Raw genomic sequence first — 13737 nt, forward strand, 5'->3', positions numbered from 1 at the left:
CGTGGTGCTCATCCGGCTACCTCCTGGAGTCCCTGCGGTGGGGCCGAGCCGGTGCCGCCGCCGAAGCGGGGCGGGCGGCGGTCGAGGTTGCGGCGGGCGTAGACGGCGACGGCCAGGACGATGACGAGGCCGCGGACGACGTCCTTGAGGAAGGCGTTGACCTCCATCACCCCCATGACGTTGTCCATGACGGCAAAGATCGCGACACCACCGAGGGTGCCCAGGATGTTGCCCTTGCCGCCCATCAGGACCGTGCCGCCGAGGACCACCGCAGCGATCGACATCAGGTCGTAGCCGCCCTGCTGCCCGATGGTCGGGCTGCCGACCGACAGCCTGGCCAGCAGGAGCAGCCCGGCCACGCCCGCGAGCAGTGAGCACAGGGTGTGGGCGAGCACGATCGGGGGCCCGGTGCGCACACCGGACAGGCGGGCGACCTGGGGGTTGCCGCCGACGGCGTAGAGGTGCAGGCCGATCCGGGTGCGGGCCAGGAGCAGCATCACCAGGGCGGCGCAGCCGAGCATGATCAGCGTCGAGACCGGGACCGGCCCGATGTTGGTCGCGCCCACGAGCCGGAACTCGCGGGGTGCCGAGCCGGCCGAGCCCTTGTAGTGGGTGCCCAGGTAGCCGGCCAGGATCAGTCCCATGCCCAACGTGGCGACAAAGCCGTGGACGTTGAGATAGGCGACCAGCAGACCGTTGACGAGCCCGATCGCGGCCGACACCAGCAGGGCGGTCACGACCGCGAGGGGCACGTTTCCGGCCTGTCCGGCCATCATCGTGCCGGCGACGAGGCTGGCCAGGCTTGTGACATAGGGCACGGACAGGTCCAGGCTCGCGCCGAGGATGACCAGGGTCTGGCCGATGGCGATGAAGCCCAGGATGCTGGTGCCGGTCAGGATCGCCGAGATGTTGCCGGGGCTGAAGAAGTTGCGGCCGTTCATCGCGGTCAGGACCGCGCCGACGACGAGGGCGAGGGCCAGCAGGAGGAAAACGATGCCGGTGGAGGTCAGCTCGCGGCGGGACTTCTGGCTCATGCTGACCTCACCTCCTCCGCGGCGCCGGTGGCCATCGCCATGACGTCCTCCTCGGAGGATCCGGCCGGCAGCTCGCCGACGAGCCGGCCGTCGCGCATCACCAGGATCCGGTCGGACATGCCGATCACCTCGGGCAGCTCGCTGGAGACCATGAGCACGCCGACGCCGCGCCCGGCCAGCTCACGCATCAGCTCGTAGATCGCATGCTTGGCGCCGACGTCGATGCCGCGGGTGGGCTCGTCCATGAGCATCACCCGGGGGTCGGTGGACAACCACCGGGCGAGGACGACCTTCTGCTGGTTGCCGCCGGAGAGGTATTGGACCTCCTGGTCCATCGCGCGGGCCGCGACCTCCATCGAGGAGAGCACGCCCGGCATGTCGGCGCGGGCCTGGGCGGTCCGGCCGGGGAAGGCTGCGCGGACGACGCCGAGGGCGTTGTCGAGGATCGTCTGGTTGAGCGAGAGGCCTTTGGCCTTACGGTCCTCGGTGACCAGCGCGAGCCCCTGGCGGATCGCCTGGCGCGGCGAGGAGGTCCGGACCTGGGTGCCGTCGAGGGCCATCGTGCCGCGGGTGAAGGGCGTGACGCCGAAGATCCCCTCGACCAGCTCGGTGCGACCGCTGCCCTGCAGCCCGGCCAGCCCAACAACCTCCCCGGCACGGATCTCCAGGTCGATCGCGTCCACATACCCGTTGCCCGCCTGCTCGAGCCGCAGCAGAGGCGCGCCGACCTGCGTGCCCTCGATCGGGTCGGGAAAGAACGAGGTGAGCGGCCGGCCGACCATCATCCTCACCAGCCGCGCCTCGTCGAGCTCGGCGGCGGGGAGGGTGTCGACACGGCGGCCGTCCTTGAGGACGGTGATGGTGTCGCAGAGGTCGAAGATCTCCTTGAGGCGGTGGGAGACGTAGAGGATCGCGACGTCGCGGTCGAGCAGTCGGCGGATGATCCGGTAGAGGAGGTCGACCTCGTTGTCGGCCAGCGCCGCGGTCGGCTCGTCCATGGCGATGATGCGGGCGTCATAGCTGACGGCCTTGGCGATCTCGACGATCTGCTGCTCGGCGACGGAGAGCCCGCGGACGCGGCGGGTCGGGGTGAGGCCGGTGACGCCGAGCCCGTCGAGCAGCTCGGCGGTGTCGCGGTTCATCCGCTTGGTGTCCACGAGGCCGCGGGAGCGGGGCTCGCGGCCGAGGTAGATGTTCTCGGCCACCGTGCGGTCGGGCAGGAGGTTGAACTCCTGGAAGACGGTGGCCAGCCCGGCCTGCTGGGCCTGGACGGGGTGGGCGAAGCGCTGCTCCTCCCCCGCGATCTCGAAGTGGCCCCCATCGGCCTGGTGCACGCCGGCCAGGATCTTCATCAGCGTCGACTTGCCGGCGCCGTTCTCCCCGACGAGACCGTGGACCTGCCCGGCGTGCAGGTCGAGGTCGACGTCCTGCAGCACCGGGTTGCCGAAGAAGTGCTTGGACAGGCCGGTGGCGCGCAGCAGCGGCTGCACTGGCTGGGCTGCCTCACCTGAGCTCACGTCTCGGACTATGGCACAGATCACACACTTTTGTCGAGGGGCAAACAAAAGTTGGATGGTAGACAGAAAGAAGTGGCGGGTGGTTCACTTCGGACTGTGCGCACCAGCGATGTCTTCGACCTGCTGCGGGACGGGCGACCCCGGACCCGGGCGCAGCTGGCCGAGGCGACCGGCCTGGCGCGCTCGACCGTCGCGGCCAGGGTCGAGACGCTGATGAAGCTCGGGCTGGTGGCGCCCTACGGCGGCGCCCGCTCGACCGGTGGACGCCCCCCGTCGCTGTTCGCGCTCAACCCCTCCGCCCGCGTGGTGGTGGGCATAGATCTCGGCGCCACGCATGCCTACGCCGGGCTGACCGACCTCTCCGGCGAGGTGCTGGCCGAGCGCCAGGAGCAGCTCGACATCGCGCTCGGGCCGGACCGCGTGCTGGCCTGGGCCACCGACACGGTGCGCGCGCTGCTGGCCGACGCGAGGCGCCCCGTCGCCGACCTGGCCGCCATCGGGATCGGCCTGCCCGGCCCGGTCGAGCACAGCACCGGGCGGCCCAACAACCCGCCGATCATGCCGGGCTGGGACAGGTATGACGTGCCCGGGCACGTGCAGCGCACCTTCGACGTGCCCGTGCTGATCGACAACGACGTCAACATCATGGCCCTGGGCGAGCAACGCGCCCACCTGCGCGGCGTCGAGGACCTCATCTTCATCAAGGTCGCCACGGGCATCGGCGCCGGCATCATCTCCGGCGCCGAGCTCCAGCGCGGCGCCCAGGGCACCGCCGGCGACCTCGGCCACGTGCGGGTCCTGCGCGCCGACGGCGTGCTGTGCCGCTGCGGCAACGAGGGCTGCCTGGAGGCCGTCGCCGCCGGACCGGCCGTGGCCGCCCGCCTGCGCGACGCGGGCCAGGACGCCAGCTCCACCGCCGACGTCGTCGACCTCGTCCGGGGCGGCGACCTCCGCGCCATCCAGGAGGTCCGTCAGGCTGGCCGCGACATCGGCGACGTCGTCGCCACCATGGTCAACCTGATCAACCCCTCGGTCGTCGTCATCGGCGGCCGGCTCGCCGACGCCGGCGAGCACCTGCTGGCCGGCATCCGCGAGGTCGTCTACAGCCGCTCACTCCCCCTCGCCACGGAGCACCTGCGGATCGTGTCCTCCAAGGCCGGCGCCCAGGCCGGCGTGCTGGGCGCCTCCAGCCTGGCCGTCAGTCATGTGCTGTCACCTGAGGCGATCGAGGCAGCTAGCGCTGCCGTCGGATGAGGGCCTGACTGCTGAATCTCGCTGTTGAGCCGAGCTGCACGCGCCCCGTGGAGCTCGCTGGCCCTCGGTGAGATTCAGCCCCGCATGAGCGGCGGGCTGAGTTCGGTGGCGGGTCCGGCGATGTAAAGGCGAGGCGGCCTCCCGAGGCGACCTTCCGCATACCTGCCCGTGTCCCGGACGAAGCCCTCGGTCCCGAGCACCTTGCGCTGGAAGTTGGACTGGTCGAGGCGCTCGCCCCAGACCGTCTCATAGACGCCCCGCAGGTCGCTGAGCGTGAACTCTCGCCGGCAGAAGGCGGTCGCGAGGGTGGTGTACTCCAGCTTGGCGCGAGCACGTTCGACGGCGTCACGCAGGATCAGCGAATGGTCGAAGGCGAGGTCCAGCCCGAGCGCCTCCTCGACCGGCCACCACCTCGCGTCGGAGGCGTCCGAGCCGTGCGTGGGCTCGGGCAGGTCGGCACCGAGGGCCACGTGGGCGACGGTCACGACCCGGCCCCGCGGGTCGCGGTCCGGCGCGCCATAGGTGCGCAGCTGCTCGAGCACCACGTCGTCGCGGGTGACGCTGCACTCCTCGGCCAGCTCTCGGTATGCGGCTTCCGGCACGTCCTCCTCCGGGTGGACGAAGCCGCCCGGCAGCGCCCACCTGCCCGTCTGGGTCTTGCTCCCCCGCTCGATGAGCAGCACGGAGAAGACCCCGTCCCGGATGGTCAGGGCGACCACGTCGGCGGTCACGTAGAAGATCGGCCAGTCGCTGGTGTGCTTCTTCACGCCCTCATCCTACGCCTAATTTGGTCGAGTTGACAGTTTTGTTCTGGTCATGCAGATTATTAGTCGTCACGACAAGAACGAACGGAAGGGGCCGCCCATGCACCTCACCTCGACCCAGACCGACCGCGCGGCCGGCGTCCTGCTCGGCCAGGCCTGCGGGGACGCGCTCGGTGTCCCCTACGAGTTCGGCACCACGACCTACGACCCGGCGACCGGCCCACGGATGCTCGGCGGCGGGCTGGGGAGCTATGCCCCCGGCGAGTGGTCCGACGACACCCAGATGGCGGTCTGCATCGCCCGGGTGGCCGCGACCGGCGAGCGCCTCGGCCTCCGCCAGGGCCTGGACAAGGTCGCCGGCGGCTTCATCGACTGGCATCTCTCCGACCCCGCCGACATCGGCGTGCAGACCTCCGCCGTGCTGCGCTCCGCGCTCGACCACCCCCGCCTCGAGCCGGGCGAGGTGCTGCGCACCCAGGCCTGGCGCCTGCACGAGCGCACCGGCCGCACCGCCGGCAACGGCGCGCTCATGCGCACCGCGATCGTCGGCCTCACGCGCCTGGACGACAGGGACGCGACCGAGGAGGCCGCCCGCCTCGTCGCCGAGCTGACCCACCACGACCGCCTGGCGATCGACAGCTGCGTGCTGTGGTCCGAGTCGGTGCGGCGCGCGGTCGTCGACGGCGTCCTCGACCTGCGCGGCGGGCTGGACCTGGTCGACGCGGAGCGGCAGCAGCAGTGGTCGGCGTGGATCGACGAGGCCGAGGCCAAGGACCCGGACACGTTCTCCCGCAACGGTTTCACCGTCACCGCCCTGCAGGCGGCCTGGTCCGCGATCCACCACACTCGCCTCGACAAGCGAGGCGAGCCCCTCGAGGGCCCGGCCCACGTCGTCGCCGCCCTCCACCGCGCGATCGCCGTCGGCCACGACACAGACACGGTGGCCGCGATCGCCGGCGGCCTGCTCGGCGCCCGCTACGGCGTCAGCGCCCTCCCCCACGAGTGGACCCGGCAGGTCCACGGCTGGCCGGGGCTGCGGGCGCGCGACCTCGTGCACCTCGCCGTCCGGACCGCGCGCGGAGGGCACGACGACCACCAGGGGTGGCCGACCTCATACCGCGGCCCTGTCGACAGCCGACCGCTCGGGCGGGCGCTGGCCAGCGACCCCGAGGTGATCCTCGGGACCTACGCCGACCTGCTGCGCACCGACGAGCTCGGCGTCGACGCGGTCGTGTCCCTGTGCCGGATCGGGGCCAGCGAGCTGACCCCCGCCGGGATCGCGTCGGCCGACCACGTCGAGGTCTGGCTCATCGACAGCGACGACCCCGACCGCAACCCGCACCTGCGCTGGGCCCTGGACGACGCGGCCCGCGCCGTGGCGGACCTGCGGGCCCAGGGGCGCCGGGTGCTGCTGCACTGCGTCGCCGCCCACCACCGCACGCCGTCGGTCGCGCTGCGCTACCTGCGCGACCACCTCTGCCTCGTCCTGCCCGAGGCCGTCTCCGAGATCGAGACCGTCCTCGGCCAGCCCGTCGACGCCAACCGCCTCTGGAAGGAGGCCCAGCGATGAACGACTCCGCCCCCACGATCCAGCCCGCCGCCGACCTGGCCAAGCTGATCGAGCTCTCCCGAGGGATCCTGCACGGGATCGCGCTCGGCGACGCCGCCGACCACCTGCTCGACCCCGGCCCCGTCCGCCCCGCGGGCGTCTCCACCCAGCTCACCCTGGCCTCCGCCGAGGGGATGATCCGCACGATGGAGCGTGCCGGGCGCAGCCTCGAGCACGACTGGGGCTTCGAGACCCTGTCGGCGCTGCGCCGCTGGGCGCTGGCCCAGGGCATCGAGGGGATCACGCGCCCCCGCCCCGCCGGCACGAGCCTGCTCAACTCTCTTCCCGGGTATGCGGCTCGCCGGGGCAGCGCGCCCGCCACCGTGCGTGCGTTGCGGCACCACTCCTCCCCCGGGTCGTCGCTGCCGCCCAGCTTCGGCGCGCACGCCGTGGTCCGGACCCTTCCGTATGCGGTGCTGGTGGCCATGCACGGCCCGGACCTGGCCTGGCCGGCGATCGCCTCGGCCCGGTCGACCCACGCCCACCCGTTGATCCCGGCGACGGTCGTCGCCGCGGTGCGGTTCGGCAGCGCCCTGGCCCAGCACCCCGGCCACGCCGCCGCCGCGCTCCTGGACGAGGTCGAGCGTCTGCGCGGCGAGGAGGCCGAGGGCAGCGAGCTCGTGGCGACCCGCCTGGGCACGGCCGTCACCGCCGCGGCCACCACGCCCCAGGACCCCAAGGTGCTGGCCGGCCTGGTGCCGGACCGCTCGGCGCTGTCGGTGCTGACGGCGGCGGTCTACGTCGCGCTGTCCCACCCGGAGCCGGAGCGCTTCCCGCTCGCGATGGCGCTGGCGGCCTTCGCGCCGGACAAGACGTCGGTGTCGGCCCTCGCGGGCGGTCTGCTCGGGGCGATGCACGGCTCCACTCCCCTGCTGTCGTTCGGCGCGGCCCGGGGCGAGCTGGCGTGGGCCTGCGACGCGCTGGGCACCGACGTGGCGATGACCAGCATGCTGACCCCGCTCGGCCACGAGCCCGGCGGTGAGCCGTGGCTGCCGAGCTGGCCGGCGAGATACCCGATCTGACGAGTGACCACATACCGAAGGAGACTGGTGGCATGAACGATGAGCGGACCTGGGACTGGGACCTGCTGGAGCGCGCCGCGGCGCTGGCGATGCGGGAGCACCGCGGCGACCTGCGCAAGGGCAGCGCGACCCCGTATGTCTCGCACGTCTGGAGCGTCGCCGCGCTGGTGATGGAGCACGGCGGCGACAGCACGCAGGCGGCCGCGGCCCTGCTGCACGACGTGGCCGAGGACCACGGTGGCGAGGCGGCGCTGACGATGATCGCGGCCGAGTGCGGGCAGGAGGTCGTCGACCTGGTGCGTGCGCTGTCGGACTCGTTGGTCGAGGACCCCGACAACAAGCCGCCGTGGCGCGAGCGCAAGGAGGCCTACCTGGCGCACCTGCCCGAGGCCTGCGACCGGGTGCTGCTCATCTCGGCGGCCGACAAGCTGCACAACGTGCGCAGCATGCTCAAGGACCACGCCGAGCAGGGGCGGGCGCTGTGGGGGCGGTTCCGGACCAAGAGCGCGGCGGACCAGTTCTGGTACTACGAGGAGCTGGTCAGAGTGTTCGAGGCCAGCGGTGTGGCGCCGTTGATGATCGCCGAGATGCGGGCGACGCTGGAGCGGCTGCGGACCGCGGATGAGGAGGCTACCGAGCGATGAGGCCCGGCGTCGGAAGCGCTGGCCGTCGACACACATCGACGGTGGCAAACAGGCACGGCATGATTCGGCCCATGTGGAGTTCGATCATCGCCAGTCTTGCCACGCTGGCCGGCGCTGGCCTCGCGTTCTTCTTCCAGCGCGCCAACGACAAGCGCCGGGAGGAGGTCGAATCTCGGCAGCGCATGTGGGATCAGCGTCGCGATGCATTGCTCCAGCTCATCGCGGGACTCGTCGCCTTCCGCAAGGAGAACTACCAGAAGGAAAAGGCTGCCCTGTCGACGTCCCCGACACCCGCTCACGCCGAGTCCGTGCGTCTGGCGCGGGCCGCCGGGCGGGTGAACTACTACAGGGCCGCGCTGCTCTTCCCGGCTGGTTCCGCGATCCCGGCTCTCAGCAACACCGCTTACGAGAAGATCCGGGAGTTCTACACGGCCTCGAGCCTGGATGAGCTGGAGCGCCTGTCCGAGGAGGCCAAGCTGCTGGTCGATGAGCTCGTGACGCGTGGCCGCGACGAGCTGGGCACGGCAGCAGCTGACTAGCCCCTCGTCCCCAGACCGAACTGCTTGCGCGTCATCGCGTCGAACGTCTTCTTGGGCACGATCCGCCCCATGAGCATCGCCATCCGGGAGCCGCGGCCGACGGGATAGTGGGTGCGGGGCGAGGTCTCGGTCGCGGCGCGCACCACCGCGCGGGCCACGTCGTCGACCTCGCTCATCAGCGGGGTCTCGGCCGCCTTGGCGTGGTAGGCGGCCACCTCCTCCCCCATCCGCGCGTAAGGCGTCCCCGCCGTGCGCGAGACGAGTTCACCCAGCGCCCGCTCGTGCCAGTCGGTGCGCACCGGCCCGGGCTGGACGACCGCCACCTGGATCCCGAACGGGGCGACCTCGACACGCAGCGCGTCGGTGACAGCCTCGAGCGCGGCCTTCCCGGCGTGATACCACGCGCCCATCGGCGACGAGAACGCCGCCGCGACCGAAGAGACCATGACGATCCGCCCCGCCCCGGCCGCCCGCATGCCGGGGAGCACGCGCGCGGTCAGGTCGGCCAGGCCGACGAGGTTCACCTGGAGCTGGCGGGCCACCGACTCCGGCGAGGTGAGCTCGACGGGCGCGAACTCCCCATACCCCGCGCAGTTGATGAGGACGTCGACCCGACCGACGCGGGCGAGCAGGTCCTCCGCAGCCGCCGCGATCGAGGCCGAGTCGGCCAGGTCGAGGGCGAGCGGCTCGACACCGGCCGGGAGCCGGTCGAGGCGACGGGCGGCGCCGACGACCCTGTGGTGCGGGGCCAGCAGCTCGGCGACGCGGTGGCCGATGCCCGAGGAGGCACCGGTGATCAGGACTGTGGACATGACAAGACCCTCACTGTGAATGACATTAACTGACGACGCCTAAGCTACTGTGAATCACATGCACAGCAAAGGGGGGACAGCCCCCGAACCCGACGCGCTCCTCCAGCTCTGGGGGCTGGCCGACCTCGCGACCAAGGGGCCGCGTGCCCGTGCCGACATCCATGCGGTCGCGGCAGCCGGTGTCGCGGTGGCCGACCGGGAGGGCTTCGAGGCGGTCACCCTCGCCCGCGTCGCCGCCGAGCTGGGGCTGACCACGACCGCGCTCTACCGCTACGTCGACTCCAAGTCGACACTGGTCGAGTGCATGGTCGACGCCGCGCTGGGGCCGGCCCCGAGGCTGCGTGCACGGTCCGGACCACGTCGCCTCGAGTCGTGGGTCCGCGCGCTCTGGGCGAGGTATGAGGCGCACCCCTGGCTGGGCACGTTTCCGCTCGAGCGGCCGCCCCGCTCCCCCCACGCCCTGGCCTGGGTCGACCTGCTCGTGTCCGAGCTGAGCGACGCCGGAACCCCAGATCCGTTGGGTTCGGCGTTGGCCGTGGACGTCCTGGTGCGCGGCTATGCGGGACTGTCCAGGGTGGCAGCCCACGCAGCACCACCTTCGCCCGAACTGGGAGGCGAGATGGCTCGCCGCTACCCCTCCCTCCTGGGTGGGCCCGGCCGCGAGGGCGACGTGCTCGACGACCTGGTCAGGGCGGTCCACGCCGTGTCCGGCAGTGCCGGCGCCTGACGCATCTGCCAGCATCGGTGCATGTCCTGGACTCCTGGCCCGCTCGACCACGTGATCAACCTCGCCGTCCGCGGGGTCGGCCTGCTCCCGCCAGCAGTGCGGGCGCGGCTCGCTGGCGAGCCCCGCACCGTCGCCGGCCAGCGCCTCGACCCTGACGTCCAGTTGATCCTCAAGGCCCTCGGCTCGAGCGACACCTTCGAGAGCAAGCCCTTGGCCAAGGGGAGGGACGAGCTGGACGCAGAGGCCTACCACTTCGGTTCTCGTCCAAGGTGCGCGGTGTCCGACCTCGCGATCCCCACGCGTGAAGGTGCGGTGCTGGCGCGTCACTACCGACGGACTCCCGAGCCCGAGGGACGCGGCCTGGTCCTCTACCTCCACGGTGGCGGCTGGGTGCTCGGCGGGCTCCAGTCCGCCGATTCGGTGTGCCGGGTGATCGCCCGTCACACCGGTCTCGACGTCGTCCAGGTCGACTACCGATTGGCGCCGGAGCACCCCTTCCCGGCAGCGGTGGAGGACTCGATCGACGCCTTCCGCTGGCTGAGGGACCACGCGGAGCGGTTCGGGGGCCCTCCGGGTCGCGTCGCGGTGGCGGGTGAGAGCGCCGGGGGCAACCTGGCTGCCGTGGTGGCCCAGGAGACCAAGCACGACCCGGAGGGCGGTCCACAGTTCTCCTGCCCGATCTTCCCGGTGACCGACCTGTCGAAGAAGGCGCAGAGCTATCGCGATTTCTCGACCGGGTTCTTCCTCACCGAGGCCCAGACGGACTGGTACAAGGAGCGCTATCTGCCCACACCCGAGGATGCGCTCGACCCGAGGGTCAGTCCCTTGCTGGCCAAGGACCTCTCCAGCACCTGCCCCACGTGCGTGGTGCTCGCCGGCTGCGACCCGCTCCGCGACGAAGGGCGGGCGTATGCGGCACGCCTTGCCGAGGCTGGGGTCCCGACCGAGGTGCTGGAGTTCGAGGGCTTCATCCACGCCTTCATCAACGGGACGGCCCTGGGCCGTCCCGTGGTCGAGCGCGTCGCGCAGATCGCTGACCGGATCCTGGCGGGGATGAGCTAAGGCGCCTACCGGACCAGCTTCTTGAGGACCTCGTCACCACCCATGTGCCGGATGGCTTCGGCATCTCCGACGACCACAAGTTTGTCGGTCGCCCGGGACAGTCCCACGTAGAGCCGTTCCTTGGCTCGGTCCCGCGTGCCGTCCTCGTTCACCGCCAGGACGACGACCCGCCGTTCGAGGCCCTTGCTGCCCAGGACGTGGCCGTAGAACACGTCCGTGGACTCCCAGAACGTCCGCCAGTAGCCCTCCTCCCCCAGCTCGCCCTGCAGTCGACGCTGGTCCGGGTGGCGCGTGCCGGTCGTGATAAGAGCGATGTGCTCGGTCGGCCAGCCATCGTCCATGAGCTCGACGACCTTGCCCTCGGCGATAGAGAGGACCTCGTCAGGGCCCGCCTGGACGAACTCGACTACCGGACCATCGCCGCCCATGGGCCGCATCCGCATAGGAGTGAGACCAGAGAAGCTCTCGGCGATCTGCTTGGTGTTCCGGAGGTTGTGGTCCAGCACCAGAGGCACAAGCGCGACCGGTGGACGGCCGAACCGGGGGAACAGACGCTGGTTCTCGTCGGCGTAGACGTAGAGCCCACCTTCGTCGGGATCGCGCAGCGCCATCATGAGCGGGACCCACCAGTCCTCGGCGAAGTCCTGTGCCTCGTCGACGATGATCGCGTCGAACTTCTTGCCCTCGGGCAGTTCGGCGGCGACCTCGGCCATCTGGGCCGGCAGCACCTTTTCCCAGAAGTCGCTCTGGTCTCGGCCTGCCGTGATCTCCACGCCCCATTCCCGAGCCAGCTCCTCGAACCGGCCGAAGAAGGCCGGCTTCGACTTGCGCGGCAGCGACCCCAGCTCGCGCTTGAACCACTCGCCCAGGCCGATGGAGTAGCAGAGCAGCGCGACCCGCCTGGGCTTGATCTCCCCGTAACCACGGGTCAGCTGCTTCGCCTGCGCCATCGCGAGCACGGTCTTGCCGCTGCCGGCCCCACCTCGGACTTCGACCCTGTTGAGCAGGCGGGTCACCGACAGGATCATCGATTGTTCCTGAGTGAGTCGGTCGGCTCGTGCCTCGCGATCGTCGGCCTCGGCCATGACGTCGTGCCGCATGAGGTTGCGCCCGGTCAGGATCTCCGCGATCAACGTGCAGTCTTCCCGACTGGGTGCGCGGTAGTTCCGCTCGTGCGCGTCGGCCATGGCCCTCAGTCCTTTCACGAGGCTGTTCAGATCAGCTCGGCCATGGACCATGTCACGTGAGCACTCAGGGATGGAGAAGTCTTCTGGGACGGGACTGTATGGCGTGACGACCGTGTGCAACCATCTCACCCTGGTGCGGGATGAGTCGCGCCAACGCGGATCCTCCTGGACGTACCTGCGCAGCGCGTGCTTGACCCTGGCGGCCTGGCCTACAGGATCGATCTCTCGTGTCCTGCCCGCCCCTGCCTGTCGCCACCTACCGTTGCCGTCCACGGACACGCTGCCGCCCTTGACCTCGACCACGACGACTCCTGCCTCCGGCATCAAGACGATGACGTCGGCCTCGTGGTCCTGGTCCTCGTCGGTGAGGCGGACATTGGACAGCAGGTAGTCGCCGTCCCGCAACTGCCCTCCAAGCCGCTCCCAAACCTCTCTCTCGGTGTGGTTTGCGAAGGCTGGGTCGATGGGGACGAAGATGGCCAAGTCCGGACTCCTAGCTAGTGGTCAACTGACGTGAGTGAGCCAAACCGGCCTGCACGGGACTGGAGCCAGAAGCGCCCCAGCAGTAGGGCTAGCCCAGGGGTGCCGCATGGTCGAGCGCCTGACAAAGGCGGTGACAAACTCTTGGTGGGCTTCGAAGCTGAGGGGAGAACGGCCCGCGAAAGGCCGCGTCAGCGGGACGGTCAGTCCTCAGATTTGCGCCGGACCGTTGGCCGACTGGACGGGTTTGCCTTGGGCGCTCGAGCGCCGTCAGCATTGCCGTAGTAGAGGAATTCTTCGTCCGCCCTTACCTCATCATCGGAGACAACTCGGTCAGGCACAAGAAGAACGGCCTCAGCCCGCGCACCGCTCACATCAAAAGCCCCATCGAAATACCGATCCGTGAGATTGGCGAAGTACTCACAGGCGACTGAGTCCGAGTCGGCAGAGAACTGGATCATGGCGACGAAATTTCGAGACATAGTTATCCAAACTGTCAGCTGTCTTGACCGCTGTCGGGCACTTCAGCAACGTACCACACGCTCTAACTCATTTGGGTGCGCTGGTCCTCCCGAGTGGGACTGTCAGACAAACGGTGTTTCTGGCCCGACGCGCCGGCCCGGCTGGCGGGGAAGGTCATGTGATGACCGAGAAGATCACGAGCGTGAGCTCGATGCCGAAGAAGGTGACGAAGACGACCTCGCGGAGCAAGTCAGAGCAGGCTGCGGTCCGGGAGTTGGTCAAGGCCGCCCGGGCACGTGGTGAGGACCTGACCGGCCCGGACGGGCTGCTCAAGTCGATCACCGCCACGGTCCTGGAGACCGCGCTGGAGGAGGAGCTGACCGAGCACCTCGGTCACGCCAAGCACCAGGTGCCCACCGCCGAGAGCGGCAACATCCGCAACGGCACGCGGCCCAAGACCGTGCTCACCGACGCCGCCGGAGAGGTGACGATCGCGGTGCCGCGGGACCGGGCCGGCACCTTCGAGCCGGTCATCGTCAAGAAGCGCCAACGCCGCCTGACCGATGTGGACGCGGTCGCGATCAGCCTGTTCGCCAAGGGCCTGACCACCGGCGAGATCTCCGC

General features: G+C 70.5%; 13 protein-coding genes. 8 read left to right on the plus strand and 5 right to left on the minus strand.

Annotated elements, in window-relative coordinates; all coding sequences use genetic code 11:
- Positions 1–8: 8 nt before the first annotated feature.
- The gene (locus ACTMMA_RS16740; RefSeq protein WP_441191243.1) at positions 9–1034 is read right to left on the minus strand and encodes an ABC transporter permease; all 1026 of its coding nucleotides are present in this window, start codon (positions 1032–1034) and stop codon (positions 9–11) included.
- Positions 1031–2551, minus strand: coding sequence for a sugar ABC transporter ATP-binding protein (locus ACTMMA_RS16745; RefSeq protein ID WP_441191244.1), 1521 nt, complete (start codon positions 2549–2551; stop codon positions 1031–1033). The genes ACTMMA_RS16740 and ACTMMA_RS16745 overlap by 4 nt, the downstream gene beginning before the upstream one ends.
- A gap of 96 nt (positions 2552–2647) precedes the next feature.
- Between ACTMMA_RS16745 and ACTMMA_RS16750 the strand changes: the two genes are divergently transcribed.
- The gene (locus ACTMMA_RS16750) at positions 2648–3805 is read left to right on the plus strand and encodes an ROK family transcriptional regulator (protein ID WP_441191245.1); all 1158 of its coding nucleotides are present in this window, start codon (positions 2648–2650) and stop codon (positions 3803–3805) included.
- A 74-nt stretch (positions 3806–3879) separates the two neighbouring features.
- Here ACTMMA_RS16750 and ACTMMA_RS16755 read toward each other — a convergent pair whose 3' ends face one another.
- Positions 3880–4572 (minus strand): NUDIX hydrolase, encoded by a 693-nt coding sequence (locus ACTMMA_RS16755; protein ID WP_441191246.1) that lies wholly within the window; start codon positions 4570–4572, stop codon positions 3880–3882.
- Between the two features lie 97 nt (positions 4573–4669).
- Here ACTMMA_RS16755 and ACTMMA_RS16760 point away from each other — a divergent pair, with 97 nt between their 5' ends.
- From ACTMMA_RS16760 to kilB, 4 genes are all read left to right on the plus strand, one after another.
- Positions 4670–6139 (plus strand): ADP-ribosylglycohydrolase family protein, encoded by a 1470-nt coding sequence (locus tag ACTMMA_RS16760; RefSeq protein ID WP_441191247.1) that lies wholly within the window; start codon positions 4670–4672, stop codon positions 6137–6139.
- Positions 6136–7200, plus strand: a complete 1065-nt coding sequence (locus ACTMMA_RS16765; protein WP_441191248.1) for an ADP-ribosylglycohydrolase family protein — start codon at positions 6136–6138, stop codon at positions 7198–7200. Before ACTMMA_RS16760 ends, ACTMMA_RS16765 begins: the two co-directional genes overlap by 4 nt.
- 32 nt (positions 7201–7232) lie before the next feature.
- Entirely contained in the window at positions 7233–7844 is a 612-nt protein-coding gene (locus ACTMMA_RS16770; protein WP_441191249.1) for an HD domain-containing protein, read from the plus strand.
- 71 nt (positions 7845–7915) lie between these two features.
- The gene (gene kilB / locus ACTMMA_RS16775; RefSeq protein ID WP_441191250.1) at positions 7916–8383 is read left to right on the plus strand and encodes a plasmid transfer protein KilB; all 468 of its coding nucleotides are present in this window, start codon (positions 7916–7918) and stop codon (positions 8381–8383) included.
- Here the strand turns inward: kilB and ACTMMA_RS16780 are convergent.
- Positions 8380–9195 (minus strand): SDR family NAD(P)-dependent oxidoreductase, encoded by an 816-nt coding sequence (locus tag ACTMMA_RS16780; protein WP_441191251.1) that lies wholly within the window; start codon positions 9193–9195, stop codon positions 8380–8382. The genes kilB and ACTMMA_RS16780 overlap by 4 nt on opposite strands.
- A gap of 58 nt (positions 9196–9253) precedes the next feature.
- Here ACTMMA_RS16780 and ACTMMA_RS16785 point away from each other — a divergent pair, with 58 nt between their 5' ends.
- Complete coding sequence (locus tag ACTMMA_RS16785; RefSeq protein ID WP_441191252.1) at positions 9254–9922, plus strand: TetR/AcrR family transcriptional regulator; 669 nt, start codon at positions 9254–9256, stop codon at positions 9920–9922.
- A gap of 21 nt (positions 9923–9943) precedes the next feature.
- Positions 9944–10984, plus strand: a complete 1041-nt coding sequence (locus ACTMMA_RS16790) for an alpha/beta hydrolase (RefSeq protein WP_441191253.1) — start codon at positions 9944–9946, stop codon at positions 10982–10984.
- 5 nt (positions 10985–10989) lie between these two features.
- Here ACTMMA_RS16790 and ACTMMA_RS16795 read toward each other — a convergent pair whose 3' ends face one another.
- Positions 10990–12654 carry an NERD domain-containing protein gene (locus tag ACTMMA_RS16795; protein WP_441191254.1) on the minus strand — a complete coding sequence of 555 codons (1665 nt, stop codon included), beginning with the start codon at positions 12652–12654 and terminating at the stop codon, positions 10990–10992.
- 640 nt (positions 12655–13294) lie between these two features.
- Here ACTMMA_RS16795 and ACTMMA_RS16800 point away from each other — a divergent pair.
- A partial coding sequence (locus tag ACTMMA_RS16800; RefSeq protein ID WP_441188426.1) for a transposase occupies positions 13295–13737 on the plus strand: 443 nt, incomplete at its 3' end.

Origin of the sequence: Ornithinimicrobium panacihumi, from assembly GCF_052073805.1 — a bacterium.
GTDB lineage: Bacteria > Actinomycetota > Actinomycetes > Actinomycetales > Dermatophilaceae > Ornithinicoccus > Ornithinicoccus panacihumi.